A 14,041-nucleotide genomic window follows, 5' to 3' on the forward strand; every position below is an offset into this window, starting at 1 on the left:
GATCAGGCTCCCACAGCAGCCAATCGCGTGTCCGCGTTTTCGGACGCCAGTTGAGTCAGCGGCATCAGGTAGTGCTTGCCCAGCCAGGCCACGGCCGGCACGCACACGGCGTCGCCGAACCCGAAGATCAGGTGACCGTCCCGATGCCCGTCGATCATGTAGTCGCCCGCGCCCATGAGTCGCGCGTACTCGATCCCCGTCATCCAGCGAACCTTCAGCTCGCCCTTGCCCACCTCGACGACCGCTTGCTTAGACGAGCCGCCACGCGCCGTGCGCAGGCAACCGGCGATGTCGTCCGAGCGGATCTCCCACTGGGGCTTGCCCTGCCTGGTCCTGCGGTAGGCCGTGCGATGTGTCGTCTTACGCGCCTTGCGCAGCTTTTCGAGCCGCTCCGATTGGATCGGCGACAGCTGGTTCTCGAAGGAGGCGACACGAATCGGGTCCCACCAGCGGGAATCGGACCCGTCCAAGCGTTCGACGACCTGTGACAGCGAAATATCGGGCGAGGGCTCGATGTCAGGGAGCAGGTAGCGATGAGTGTCGAGCGATTTGTCGCGGAAGGGGCCTTGCAGCCACTCCGGGCGCAGGAGCGGGTTCGCGTCGGGTGTGTCCTTCGGAGGATTGAGCGCTCCGACGACGAACAGGCGCGGACGCGATTGCGGCACGAACCACCGCGCGTCCAAGGTGAGGACGTCGACGGAGTATCCGAGCTTGTTGAGCTCTTTGATCGCAGCTTTGAGATCTGCGCCGTTGTGGCTGGTGGCCAGCCCGACCACGTTCTCCAGGGTGACCACCGGAGGGCGCTGGTCGAGCGGCAGTTCACGGAGGATGCGGGTGAACTGGTAGAACGCGGCGGACCGGGTGCCGCTCAATCCGAGTCGCGCGCCGGCCAGCGAGACGTCGACGCACGGGGACGACGCCCAAGCGAGCGCCAGTCGACCGGTTGGAAGGCTGTCGGCGTGGACCTCGGCGATGTCTTCGAGGACGAACTTGTGCGTGTCCTCGGTGTCCTCGGTGAAGTGCTGCACGTACATGTTGCGCTTCGCCGGTTCGATGTCATTCGACCACGAGACCCGGAAGCCGGCCTGCTGAAGGCCAAGCCGGGCGAGGCCGATGCCGGCGAAGAACTCCGCTGCGACAGGCTCCGTGGGTTCGAACGGCAACGTCGGCTCGCTGGCCTGGGCTAGCTTCGACACGGCGCGCACTGTACGAAACCTACTCTCTCCGCGGCGAGCCCTTGTCGGCAGGTCGCACTCTTGTTCGATCTTATGGGCATTTGGCGGACATGTGCGCTGACATCGACACGATCATGCGTAAGTGTGGTGTCCAGAGCACAATCGTGGGATGACCGGAGCCGGAGCGTCGACCGGGCTCGTGGGGTTCGCCCGCGCGCTCCGGCACGGTGGCGTGGCGTGCGGGCCGGATCGGGCGCAGGCGTTCGTCGCCGCCGTCGGCCACCTGGACCTCGCCGAACGGGACCAGGTCTACTGGGCCGGGCGGCTCACCCTCTGCTCCGAGCCGGACGACCTGCCCCGGTACGACGCGGCGTTCACCGCCTGGTTCGGGGGGATGCCCCCGCGGGCTCCGGCTAAACGGGCACGGCAGACCAGCCACCTGGCCGCGCTGGGTGACGGCACGGCGAAGCGGAACGGGCGGGCGCCGACGGTCAAGGCCGCCGCCAGTGACGTGGAAGTGTTGCGGCGCAAGGACATCGCCAAGCTGAGCCCGGCGGAGAAGCGGCACCTCCAGGAGTTGCTGGCGGCCCTCGAACCGGTGCCGCCGACCCGCCGTGCACTGCGCCGCACGCCCGCACGGCGAGGTGGGATCGATCCACGCCGGACGCTGAAGGACATGCTGGCCACCGGCGAGTTGACCAGGCCACGGCACCGCGACCGGAAGACCCGACCTCGCAAAGTGGTCCTGCTGATCGACGTGTCCGGCTCGATGAAGCCCTACGCCGACGCCCTCCTCCGCTTCGCGCACGTCGTCGCCCGCCGCATGCCCGTCGAGGTCTGCACGCTCGGCACCCGGCTGACCAGGGTCACCCGCCAACTCCGCCACCGCGACCCCGAACAGGCCATGGCCGCCGCCGCCCGCGCGGTCCCCGACTTCGAGGGCGGCACCCGGCTCGGCGAGACGATCAAGGTGTTCCTGGACCGCTGGGGTCAGCGCGGCGCGGCTCGGCGGGCCGTGGTGGTCATCTGCTCGGACGGCTGGGAACGCGGTGACCCGGCGCTGCTCGCCGAACAGGCGCAACGGCTCAAACGCTTGGCGCACAAGGTGGTCTGGGTCAACCCGCACGCCGGGCACGACGGCTACCTGCCCGTCCAGTCCGGCATCGCCGCCGCCCTCCCGCACCTGGACCGGCTGCTCGCCGGCCACAGCCTCGACACCCTGCACGCCCTGCTTGAGGAGGTACGACTTGCGTGACGTCCTGGCCGAACTGGCCCGTCGCGTCGACCGTGGCGAGACCGTCGGCGTCGGCACGGTCGTCGCCACGTTCAGCTCCGCCCCCCGACCGCCCGGCGCGTCGATGCTCGTCGGCGCGGACGACGAGGTGGTCGGCAGCGTCTCCGGCGGCTGCGTCGAAGGCGCCGTCTACGAGCTGGCCAAGGAGGTCGTCGACAGCGGCGAGCCGGTGCTCCAGCGGTACGGGGTCAGCGACGACGACGCGTTCGCGGTAGGCCTCACCTGCGGCGGGATCATCGACGTCTACGTGGAGTCGATCGACCGGGACTCGTTCCCCGAGCTGCCCGAGGTGCTGGAGGCGGTCGAGGCGCGCGAGCCGGTCGCGGTCGCCACGGTCGTGGAACACCCCGAGTGGGTCGGCCGGCGGCTGGTCGTCCGACCCGACCGGGCCACCGGGGACATCCCCTCGGACCGGGCGAGGGACGCGATCGCCGACGACGCGCGCGGCCTGCTCGCGACCGGCCGCAGCGGCACCCTGCACTACGGGCCGGACGGCCAGCGGCGCGGTGAGGGCATGACGGTGTTCGTGAACTCGTTCGAGCCGCCGCCCCGGCTGCTGGTGTTCGGCGCGATCGACTTCGCCGCCGCTCTGGCGAGGCTGGGCACGTTCCTCGGCTACCGCGTCACGGTGTGCGACGCGCGCCCGGTGTTCGCCACGAAGACCCGGTTCCCGGAAGCGGACGAGGTGGTCGTGGACTGGCCGCACCGCTACCTCGCCGCGCAGGCCGACGAGGGTCAGGTGGACGAGCGCACGGTCGTCGCCGTGCTGACCCACGACCCGAAGTTCGACGTGCCGCTGCTGGAGGTCGCGTTGCGGCTCAAGCTCGGCTACGTCGGCGCGATGGGCTCCCGCCGCACGCACGACGACCGGCTGCGGCGGCTCCGCGAGGCGGGCCTGACCGAGGGCGAACTGGCTCGGCTGTCGTCCCCGATCGGCCTCGACCTGGGCGCGCGCACGCCCGAGGAGACGGCGGTGTCGATCGCGGCGGAGATCATCGCGCTGCGGTGGGGCGGGGGAGGTGAGCGGCTGGCCCGGACGGACGGGTCCATCCACAAGTGAGGGGGGTTGCCACCAGAAGGGGTTGCCACCAGAAGGGTTGTTTGACGCGACAACTAAGAGCAGGCTCGGTTGTGACTCCCATCACCACCACACATGGAGGGTCGGTTCATGAGGATCACCGTCACCGTCGACGGAGTCGACTACAGCGACGAGGTCGAACCCCGCACGCTGCTGGTACACCACCTACGCGAACGACTCGGCAAGACCGGCACCGTCGTCGGCTGCGACACCAGCAACTGCGGCGCGTGCACGGTCCACCTCGACGGCCACAGCGTGAAGTCGTGCGCCGTGCTCGCGGTGCAGGCCGACGGCCGCGAGGTCACCACCATCGAAGGGCTGGCCCGCGAGGGGAAGCTGCACCCGGTCCAGCAGGCGTTCCACCAGAACCACGCGCTCCAGTGCGGGTTCTGCACCCCCGGCATGATCATGCAGGCGATCGACCTGCTCGCGGACAACCCCGATCCCGACGAGGACGAGGTGCGGCACGGCCTGGAGGGCAACCTCTGCCGCTGCACCGGCTACCAGAACATCGTCCGCGCGGTCCGTGACGCGGCGCAGCAGATGCGCCCCGGCGCCGGTCCCGAAGCCGAGCGGGTGGACGAGACGAAGCTGGTCGGCCGCACCCCGACGCACGCGGGCGGTGGTGGGGAATGACCGCCACCGCCGACCCCGAGGCCGGTCGTGAAGTAGGCAAAGCCAGGCTGCGCAAGGAAGACGCCCGGCTGATCACCGGCGCCACCCGCTGGACCGACAACATGCAGCTCACCGGGATGCTGCACATGGCGGTGCTGCGCAGTCCCGTCGCGCACGCCCGGATCGCCGCGATCGACGTCACCGAGGCCGTGCGGATGCCCGGCGTGCTCATGGTCCTCACCGGCCAGGACGTCGCCGCCGAACAGGGCAGCCTGCCGTGCGCGTGGCCGATCACCGAGGACATGCTCGCCCCGCCCGCGCCGTCGTTGGCCGTGGACCAGGTGAACTTCGCCGGTGAGGCGGTCGCGCTGGTCGTCGCCCGGAGCGCGGCCGAGGCAGCCGACGCGCTGTCCGCGATCGACGTCGACTACGAGGACCTGCCGGTCGTGCTCGACCTGGAACGGGCCATCGCCGACGGCGCCGACCTCGTGCACCCCGACCTGGGCACGAACAAGAGCGCCACCTGGGTGTTCGACTCCGCCGAAGCGGGCACCGGGTCCGAGGTCGACCAGGCCCTCGCGGGCTCCGACGTGGTGGTCGAGCGGACGTTCCGCCAGCAGCGGCTGATCCCGGCGTTCATGGAACCGCGCTCGGTCGTGGTCGACCCGTCACCCGACTCGGTGACCATGTGGTCCGCCACCCAGGTGCCGCACATCCTGCGCTGGATGCTGTCCGCCGTGCTCGGCATCCCCGAGCAGCAGATCCGGGTCATCGCGCCCGACGTCGGCGGCGGCTTCGGCGGCAAGCTCCAGGTCACCCCCGAGGAAGTGCTGACGCTGCTCGTCGCGCGCCGGCTCGGCAAACCCGTCAAGTGGACCGAGACCCGCACCGAGTCGATGCTGTCCGCGCACCACGGCCGCGACCAGCTCCAGCGCATCACCGTCGGCGCCCGCCGCGACGGCACGGTCACCGGCCTGAAGGTGGACCTGCTCGCCGACATGGGCGCCTACCTGCGGCTCGTCACGCCGGGCGTGCCGATCCTCGGCGCGTTCATGTACAACGCGATCTACAAGTTCCCGGCCTACCGGTTCACCTGCACGAACGTGTTCACGAACAAGACGCCGACCGACGCGTACCGGGGCGCGGGGCGGCCGGAGGCGACGTTCGCGATCGAGCGGATCATGGACGAGCTGGCCGCCGAACTCGGCGTCGACCCGATGTACCTGCGCGAACGGAACTGGATCAAGCACGAGGAGTTCCCGTTCACCACGGTCGCCGGGCTCACCTACGACTCCGGCAACTACGAGGCCGCCACCGACAAGGCGAAGGAGCTGTTCGGCTACCCGGCGTTGCGCCGCGAGCAGTCCGAACGCCGCGCCAACGGCGACCCGGTGCAGCTCGGCATCGGCATCTCCACCTACACCGAGATGTGCGGGCTCGCCCCGTCACGCGTGCTCGGCGCCCTGCGCTACGCGGCGGGCGGCTGGGAGCACGCGGCCCTCCGGATGCTGCCCACCGGCAAGGTCGAGCTGATCACCGGCACGTCGCCGCACGGCCAAGGCCACGTGACGGCGTGGAGCCAGATCGTCGCCGACCGGCTCGGCGTGCCGTTCGAGGACGTCGAAGTGCTGCACGGCGACACCCGCGTCTCGCACAAGGGCATGGACAGCTACGGCTCCCGGTCGCTCGCGGTCGGCGGCGTGGCCGTCGTGCTCGCCGCCGAGAAGGTGCTGGCCAAGGCCCGCACGGTCGCCGCGCACCTGATGGAGGCCGGCGAGGGCGACATCGAGTTCACCTCGGGCAAGTTCACCGTCCGCGGCACGTCCACCGCCATGTCCCTCGGTGACGTCGTGGTCGCCGCGCACGTCGCGCACAACCTGCCCGACGGGATGGAACCCGGCCTGGACGCCGAGGCCACGTTCGACCCGGACAACTTCTCCTACCCGCACGGCACCCACCTGTGCGCCACCGAGGTCGACACGCGGACCGGCGCGGTGAAGATCCGTTCCTACGTGTGCGTGGACGACGTCGGCAAGGTGGTCAACCCGATGATCGTGGAAGGCCAGGTGCACGGCGGCCTGGCGCAGGGCATCGCCCAGGCCCTGTACGAGGAAGCGGTGCACGACGAGTTCGGCACCCTCACCACCGCCACCCTCGCCGACTACCTGCTGCCGTCCGCGGTGGACCTGCCGCACTTCACCACCGACCGCACCGAGACGCCCGCGTTGAGCAACCCGCTCGGCGTGAAGGGCGTCGGCGAGGCGGGGACCATCGCGTCCACTCCCGCCGTGGTCAACTCGATCGTGGACGCCGTGCGGCACATGGGCGTCGACGACGTGGAGATGCCGTGCACCCCGATGCGGGTGTGGAAAGCGATCCACCGCCGTGGTGACGGGGTGCCGACAACACCCGGCGCGGGCGGCGGGCTCGGTTCTCTTGACGCGCGGGGAGGTGCGGAATGATCCCGGCCGCTTTCGACTACATCGCGCCCACCACCGTGGACGAGGCGGTGCGCGCCCTCGCCGCCGGCGGTGAGGACGCCAAGGTGATGGCCGGCGGGCAGAGCCTCATCCCGGTGCTGCGGATGCGGCTGGCCGCGCCGACCCTGGTGGTCGACCTGTCCGGGCTGACCGAGCTGACCGGCGTGCACGACGACGGCGACTCGCTCCGGATCGGCGCCATGACCACGCACTACGAGGTGCAGCGCGACCCGTTGGTGCGCGAGCACGCCCGGTTGCTGTGCCTGGCCACGGACACCGTCGCCGACCCGCAGGTCCGGCACCGCGGCACGTTCGGCGGCTCGCTCGCCCACGCCGACCCGGCCGGTGACCTGCTCGCGCCCGCGTTGGCGCTGGACGCGGTGATGGTGTGCGCGGGGCCGTCCGGGACGCGGGAGGTGCCGGCGGCGCAGTTCTTCCTCGACTACTTCACCACCGCGCTCGCGCCCGACGAGCTGCTGACCCACGTGAAGGTGCCCAAGCTGACCGGTTGGGGCGCGCACTACGAGAAGTTCAACCGGGTCGCCCAGGCGTGGTCGATCGTCGCGGTCGCGGCGGCGGTGCAGGTGTCCGGCGGTCGGATCACCGCGGCGCGGGTCGGCCTGACCAACATGGCGTCCACGCCGGTTCGGGCACGTGGGGTGGAGGAGGCGCTGGTCGGGCAGGAAGCGACGGCCGAGGCGATCACCGCCGCCGCCACCCACGCGGCCGAGGGCGTCGACCCGCCCAGCGACAACAACGCCGACGCCGACTACCGGTCGCACCTGGCCCGGGTGCTCACCGAACGCGCGGTGACGGCCGCGGTGAGCGCATGAAGCTGGAACACAGGTTCACCGTTCCCGCGCCCGTGCCGGACGTGTGGGCGGCGCTGCTCGACCCGGAGAAGGTGGCGCCCTGCATGCCGGGCGCCACCCTCACCGGGGTGGACGGGCAGAAGTTCACCGGCACGGTCAAGGTCAAGCTCGGGCCGGTGACGCTGCTGTACAAGGGGACCGGCGAGTTCACGTCCGTCGACGAGCGGGTGCACGCGGCCGTGCTGAAGGCGTCCGGGAAGGACGCCAGGGGCAACGGCACCGCTTCCGCCACCGTGTCCGTGGCGCTGACCTCCACCGAAGGCGCTCCCGGCACCGAGGTGTACGTCGTCACGGACATGAACATCACCGGGCGTCCGGCCCAGCTCGGCCGGGGCCTGATCAACGACGTCAGCGGCCGGATCATCGGAGAGTTCGCGGAATGCCTGGCGACACGGCTCGCGCCGGCGGAAGCTGAACAGGTGACTACCGCGGAGACCGCCCCGCCCGCCCGGCCCAGGCTGCACGCCGTGCCGGACGAGCCGATCGACCTGCTCGACACCGCCGGTGTGCCCGTGCTCAAGCGGGTGCTGCCGGTCGTGGCCGGGCTGCTGGTGCTGGTGCTGCTGGTCCGCAGACTCCGCGGACGGCACCGCTGAACGGGCGTGGCGGGCGACCGGTCCTCGGGCTGGTCGCCTGCCTGGTCGTGCTGGCGGCCTGCACGGGGTCGCCGGTGGTGATCACCGCGCCGCGTGCGCCCGCGCCGACGACCACGTCTTCGGCGGTCCCCGAGCTGCCGTCGTTCACGCTGGCCGCGGGCGGGGACATTCTGATCCACCCGGCGTTGACCGAGCAGGCGGACCGCGACGGCGCCCGCGACTTCGTGCCGCTGCTGGAAGGCCTGCGCGAGGCGATCGCCGCCGACGTGTCGATCTGCCACCTGGAGACGCCGCTGTCCGCGCCCGGTGAGCCGACGTACGGGTACCCGGCGTTCAGCGCGCCGCACGAGGTGGCGTCCGCGTTGAAGGCGATCGGCTACGACAGCTGTTCCACCGCGTCCAACCACACGTTGGACCGGGGCGCGCCGGCGATCAAGACGACGCTGGACGTGATGGACGAGGCGGGGTTGAAGCACACCGGCTCGTTCCGTTCGCCGGAGGAGTCCGCGACACCGTTGCTGCTGGACGTGGGCGGGGTGAAGGTCGGGCACATCGCGTTCACGTACGGCTTCAACGGCATTCCGCTGCCGAAGCCGTGGATGGCGAACCAGCTGTCGACGGAGGGTGTGCTGGCGGCGGCGCGTGCGGCTCGGGAGGCCGGGGCGGAGGTCGTCGTGGCGAGCCTGCACTGGGGCAACGAGTACCAGCACGAGGCGACGCCGCAGCAGCGTGAGATGGCGCGGGCCGTGCTCGCCGACCCCGCCGTGGATTTGATCATCGGCACGCACGTGCACGCCGTGCAGCCGATCGAGCAGATCAACGGCAAGTGGGTCGTCTACGGCATGGGCAACGAGGTGGCCCGCCACTCCGAGCCCCGCGGCATCACGGAGGAAGGCATCATCACCCGCTTCAAGTTCGTCAAGGGCCCGTCCGGCTGGGCCGTCCAAGAGGCCACCTACATCCCGACGTTGGTCGAATTCGGCCCCCCGATCCGCGTGGTCGACCTGACCCGGGTCCCCGCCAACCCCCGCCGAACCGAAGCCCTGACCCGCACGGACACCATCGTCCACAGCCTCGGCTCCACCATCGCCCACCCCTGACCCCCGCGAGTCCTACGTTCAGAACGCGCGAGTCCTACGTTCAGGACCCCCGAGTTCAACGCTCAGAACGTGCGACCTGCGTGTTCGAGCACACCGCGGACCCGGTCCAGACGGGTGAGCCAACGGTCGGTTGTCTCGGGGTCCGCGGCGAAGTCGGCGAAACGGTCCGGTGCCGGGGCCTGCGCGGGCACGGGGAGCCAGCCGTCGACCGGACGCAGCGAGTCGACCGCCACGTCACCGTCCAGCAGCGCCAAAGTCCCCAACCCGCAGGCGAAGTCCAGCTCCGGCAACGCCCCCGCCAACGCCAGACCGGCCGCCATCCCCACCGACGTCTCCACCGCCGACGACACCACGCACGGCAGCCCGCACGCCTCGGCCACGGCCAACGCCCGACGCACCCCGCCCAACGGCGCCACCTTGATCACGGCCACGTCCGCCGCCCCCGCCACCGCCACCCGCAACGGGTCCTCCGCCCGCCGGATCGACTCGTCCGCCGCGATCCGCACGTCCACCCGACGCCGCACCGCCGCCAACTCCTCGATCGTCCGGCACGGCTGCTCCACGTACTCCAACCCCCGCGCCGCCCGCTCCAACGCGCGGATCGCCACCACGGCCTCGTCCACGTCCCACGCCATGTTCGCGTCCACCCGGATCGCCCCCGACGGCCCGAGAGCGTCCCGCACCGCCGCGACCCGCTCCAGGTCCGAGGCCAGCACCGACCCCGGATCGGCCACCTTCACCTTCGCCGTCGAACACCCCGACGCCGCCACGATCGCGTGCGCCCGCTCCGCCGACACCACCGGAACCGTGCAGTTGACCGGAATCCGCGACCGGACCGGCGCCGGCCACCCGTCCTGAGCCGACTCCAGGGCGCAAGCCAGCCAGGGCGCGGACTCGGCGTCCGAGTAGTCCTCGAACGCGCAGAACTCGCCCCACCCCGCCGACCCCTCCAACAACACCCCCTGACGAACGGTGATGCCGCGGAACCGGTTGCGCATCGGGATCGAGTAGACCAGCACCCGGTGATCGTAGAGGCGACCCGGATAGCCGATCAGGGACGCATCGCACGCGAATCCGGCACCCGGTGCACGACGGGCGGCTGCCGGCGTTCCGGGTCGGTCACCAGCCCCACCACGTACTCCGCCGACATCAGCGCGCCCTCCTGCCACCCCGGCAACGGCGACACCTGGTCCCCGACCACGTAGAACCGGCCCTTGTCCGGCGCGAGCAGCGTGCTGTAGACGATGGCCGCGCTCGGGTCGGCCGGGTTCCAGTGCGCCGAGACCCCCGCCTGGTAGGGGATGTGGTGCCACGCGATGGACAACCCGTTGGGCCGGACGATGTCCTTGTCCGCGAACTCGGGGTGCAGCCGGGCCGCCGACTCGCGGGCCACCTTCAACCGGTCCGCCGGCGCCATGTCGCCGAGCTTGATCGCGTCCGCGTCGAAGTTGTACGCGCCGGTCATCGTGCCCTTGTCGCCGAAGTAGTCGTTCGACGGGTACCAGACCTGGTTGATGATGTCATTCGTCCAGCTGATGCCGCCGTAGATCTGGTACTCGTCGTTCTCCCAGAACCGCTTGTCCGCCTGCCACCCCACCTTGCACGACGGATCGAACTGCACGTAGTCGATCGCCTTCAGGTAGGCCGTCGAGAACCCGCTCTTCTCCATGCCGCTGAGCACCGGCACCGGGATGTTGCTGACGACGTGTTGCACCTCCGCGGACGTGGTCTGGCCCTGCTGCCGCCACGTCACGCGCACCCCGTCGTCCAGGATGTCGATGGCGGTGACCGGCGCGTTGTAGGTGATCACGCCGTCCGGCAGCTCGGCGACCAGCGCGTCGACGATCTTGTCCATGCCGCCGACCGGCTGGAACATCGTGCCCTGCCACAGGTAGTCGATCGGGTTGTAGAACTGGTGGTCCCAGAACTTCGCGTCGACCAGTTCGGTGAGCGGCACGGGCGGTGGCGGCTCCGGGAAGATGTCCATGTCCAACGGCTTGCGGTAGCCGGCGCGGGTGGAGCCGGTGTACGCGTAGTCGTGGCCGCGGTCCAGGTCGCCGAACTTGACCAGCAGTTCCAGCAGGCGTCGCTGCTGGTCGGCGTCGAGCAGGGCGAGTTCGTTGACCAGCTTGCCCTTCTTGATCGCGTGGTGGAGCAGCGCGGCGAGGTGGCCGCGGATGTCGTTGGCCACGGTCCGATTGGTCTGCGCGGCGTCTTCGAAGCCGCCGGCCCACAGGTTGGCGCAGTTCTCCATGACGTACGGCTCCAGCTCCACACCCGTGCGCGTGCAGAACTCGATCACCCGCCGGTGGTGGTACGGGATCCGGCCGGGCCCGAGGTTGAGGTACAGGCCCTCGTCGAACGTGCACTCCTGCACGGTCGATCCGCCGCCCTTCAGCACCTCGACGACCTTGGTGCCCTTCCTGGCGGTGAAGTTCCGCCCACCCGGCCGGTCCAGCGCCTCCAGGACCTTGACGTCGTACCCCTCGTCCAGCAGCTGCCGAGCGGCACTCAGGCCGCCGATCCCCGCGCCGAGGACGAGCACGGTCTCGCCGTTGCGGGCCTTCCGCGGTGTGTCCCGCCGCCGAAGCGGCGCCGCCTCGACCGGCGCGGCGCCCGTCATGGACTGGAGCAGCGCGGACGACGCCGTCACCGCGCCCAGCGCGCCGAGGAAGCGGCGACGTGAGGTGCCGGCCTGCACCTCCGGCACGTCGTCCGGCGACGGGGTGACGGCGGTGCCGCCTGGCGTCGGGTCGTCGGAGGGTTTGTCAGTGGTGGGCACGATCGGATCTCCTCGCTGCGGTGCCGAACCTGGGTGCCGGACGTGGGATGCCGGACCGGGGTGCCGAAACGGACGCGGCGGTGGGGAGGGGGAGAACCGGTCGGGTCAGGCCGGGCCGATCCAGCCGAACGGGTCCTCGTCGCCGCCTCGCGCCGCGTAGAGGACGTCGATGCGCGGCATCTCCGCCGGTTCCGGCTCGGTCATCACTTCCAGCACGTAGGGCAGGCGTTCGTCCCGCACCACCCGCAGCGCCTTCACCAGCTCACCCGCGAGCGCCGACCGCGCGGACACCTGCGCACCCCGCTCCACCCCGAACGACGCGGCGATCCGCACGAAGTCGAGCTTCGGCGGCGGATCGATCCTCAGGTAGTCGGCGGGACCCGAGGGCTTCCAGCCGTACGTCGCCTCCACCACCTCCATCCCCTTGATCAACGTCTGGTACCGGTGGTTGTTGGTGATGATGTAGAGGATCGGCATCGAGAACTTCGCCGCCGTCCACCACGCGTGCGGGTAGAACAGCGCCGACCCGTCACCCACGATGTTGACCACGGTCGCGCCGTCGCCGAGCGCGAGGTGGGTGCCGAGGGCGGCCGGCATGGAGAACCCGAGCGACCCGCCCTGCGCCTCGAAGTAGTCGGTCGGCGCGCGGAAGTCGACGTACTGCTGCAACGCGGCCGAGTCCGAGACCGCCTCGTTGACCAGCACCAACCGGCCGATCACCTCGCCGTTCGCCCCGCTGTGGCCACGTTGCAGGTCACGCAGCGCGCGGGCGATGTCCGAACCGTGGATCACCTCGTCGGCCCGGTCCGACCGGCCCGCGTAGTCCTCGAAACGCTGCGTCCGGGCGTGCGACAACTGCCCGAGCTCTTCCCGCCGCTTCCGGGCACGATCCTCGTCGAACGTCCGGTCGCCGGGGATCTTCTCCAGGATCTTCGGCAACGTCACCTTGATGTCGCCGAGCACGGCCGCTTCGCCGAAGTGGTTCTTCCCGATCTGCCACGGGTCGTTGTGCAGGTACACCTGTCGGACGCCCTTGGGAATGAGCGGCCCGGTCGCCCAGTCGAACACCACGAGTTGTGCTTGGGCGTTGAACCCGCAGAAGAAAGCGACGTCGTGCACGCCCAGCTTGGCCCGCATCCCCTCCTGCGTGCCGGGCAATTCCCCCTGCCATTCCGGCCGGTCGTTGGGGTAGTTCATGTAACTGCTCAACTGTTCGGTGTAGACGGGCGCGCCGAGCTTCTTCGCCAGGGCTTCCACTTCGTCCCACGCGTTCGCGGCGCCGACACCGTCACCCGCGACGATCACCGGGGCGTTGGCGTCCGCGAGGATTTTCGCCAGTTTCGCCACTTCGTCCAGGTCGCCCAGGAATTTCCGCCCGATCCTGGTGAACCGGCCGTCGCCGCCGTCGGTCGGCTGCACGGGCCGGATCAGGAACTCCCACGGGATCGACAGGAACACAGGGCCCATCGGCGGCGCCATGGCGACCTTCAACGCCCGCTGCATCGCCATCGCCAACTCGTTCGGCCCACGCACCTCGTACGACCACTTGGTGTACTGCTCGGCCACCTTGACCAGGTCGGATGCCAGCAGCGGCTCCTGCAGCAGCAGGTTGCTGTGCTGCTGGCCGCAGAGCACCACGAGCGGAACGTGCGACTTCGCCGCGTTGAACAGGTTCCCGAGCGCGTGGCCGATGCCCGGCGTGACGTGCAGCTCCACGACGCCCGGGACGTCCTTCGCGCGGGCGTATCCCATGGCCGCGCCGAGCGCGATGTTCTCGTGCAGGCAGGGCACGTACTCGATGTTGTTCTCGGGCACGTCGGTGCCGTCGATCAGCGGGATCTCGTTCGTGCCCGGCACACCGAAGATGCGATCGACATTCGCATTCCGCAAATACCGGAATATCACATCCCGACCCAGCGTCAGTCCCGAGCCGACATCCCGGACGGCCTGCACGGGCACCGCCCCGTCGGGTGCCGCGGGCTCCTGGACGGACACCGGTTCTTCGAGTTGCGTCACAACGGATCCCTTTCACATCGGGGTGCTCCCTTT

At 70.4% G+C, this 14,041-nt stretch carries 11 protein-coding genes; 7 read left to right on the plus strand and 4 right to left on the minus strand.

The genetic code is table 11. The features are described 5' to 3' along the window. Positions 1-2: 2 nt before the first annotated feature. Positions 3-1,196, minus strand: coding sequence for a DNA cytosine methyltransferase (locus F4560_RS35015; RefSeq protein WP_312869655.1), 1,194 nt, complete (start codon positions 1,194-1,196; stop codon positions 3-5). A 148-nt stretch (positions 1,197-1,344) separates the two neighbouring features. Here F4560_RS35015 and F4560_RS35020 point away from each other — a divergent pair, with 148 nt between their 5' ends. The 7 genes from F4560_RS35020 to F4560_RS35050 all read left to right on the plus strand — a co-directional run bounded on the left by F4560_RS35020 (position 1,345) and on the right by F4560_RS35050 (position 9,210). Then, on the plus strand, positions 1,345-2,430 hold the full coding sequence (locus F4560_RS35020; RefSeq protein ID WP_184927385.1) for a vWA domain-containing protein: 1,086 nt from the start codon (positions 1,345-1,347) through the stop codon (positions 2,428-2,430). Then, entirely contained in the window at positions 2,423-3,529 is a 1,107-nt protein-coding gene (locus F4560_RS35025) for an XdhC family protein (RefSeq protein ID WP_184927386.1), read from the plus strand. The genes F4560_RS35020 and F4560_RS35025 overlap by 8 nt, the downstream gene beginning before the upstream one ends. A gap of 108 nt (positions 3,530-3,637) precedes the next feature. Further along, on the plus strand, positions 3,638-4,183 hold the full coding sequence (locus tag F4560_RS35030) for a (2Fe-2S)-binding protein (RefSeq protein WP_184927387.1): 546 nt from the start codon (positions 3,638-3,640) through the stop codon (positions 4,181-4,183). Further along, positions 4,180-6,624 carry a xanthine dehydrogenase family protein molybdopterin-binding subunit gene (locus tag F4560_RS35035; protein WP_184927388.1) on the plus strand — a complete coding sequence of 815 codons (2,445 nt, stop codon included), beginning with the start codon at positions 4,180-4,182 and terminating at the stop codon, positions 6,622-6,624. The genes F4560_RS35030 and F4560_RS35035 overlap by 4 nt, the downstream gene beginning before the upstream one ends. Further along, entirely contained in the window at positions 6,621-7,475 is an 855-nt protein-coding gene (locus F4560_RS35040; RefSeq protein WP_184927389.1) for an FAD binding domain-containing protein, read from the plus strand. The genes F4560_RS35035 and F4560_RS35040 overlap by 4 nt, the downstream gene beginning before the upstream one ends. After that, on the plus strand, positions 7,472-8,110 hold the full coding sequence (locus tag F4560_RS35045; RefSeq protein ID WP_184927390.1) for an SRPBCC family protein: 639 nt from the start codon (positions 7,472-7,474) through the stop codon (positions 8,108-8,110). The genes F4560_RS35040 and F4560_RS35045 overlap by 4 nt, the downstream gene beginning before the upstream one ends. Before the next feature lie 74 nt (positions 8,111-8,184). Continuing rightward, the gene (locus F4560_RS35050) at positions 8,185-9,210 is read left to right on the plus strand and encodes a CapA family protein (RefSeq protein ID WP_312869656.1); all 1,026 of its coding nucleotides are present in this window, start codon (positions 8,185-8,187) and stop codon (positions 9,208-9,210) included. A 62-nt stretch (positions 9,211-9,272) separates the two neighbouring features. On the opposite strand, the gene F4560_RS35055 is transcribed toward F4560_RS35050, so the two are convergent. From F4560_RS35055 to F4560_RS35065, 3 genes are all read right to left on the minus strand, one after another. Beyond that, positions 9,273-10,229 (minus strand): o-succinylbenzoate synthase, encoded by a 957-nt coding sequence (locus F4560_RS35055; RefSeq protein ID WP_184927391.1) that lies wholly within the window; start codon positions 10,227-10,229, stop codon positions 9,273-9,275. A 32-nt stretch (positions 10,230-10,261) separates the two neighbouring features. Beyond that, positions 10,262-11,992: an FAD-dependent oxidoreductase gene (locus tag F4560_RS35060; protein WP_184927392.1), complete on the minus strand. Its 1,731-nt coding sequence runs from the start codon at positions 11,990-11,992 to the stop codon at positions 10,262-10,264. A 105-nt stretch (positions 11,993-12,097) separates the two neighbouring features. Then, positions 12,098-14,008, minus strand: coding sequence for a thiamine pyrophosphate-binding protein (locus F4560_RS35065; protein ID WP_184927393.1), 1,911 nt, complete (start codon positions 14,006-14,008; stop codon positions 12,098-12,100). Positions 14,009-14,041: the final 33 nt, after the last annotated feature.

This window comes from Saccharothrix ecbatanensis (assembly GCF_014205015.1).
Classification (GTDB): domain Bacteria; phylum Actinomycetota; class Actinomycetes; order Mycobacteriales; family Pseudonocardiaceae; genus Actinosynnema; species Actinosynnema ecbatanense.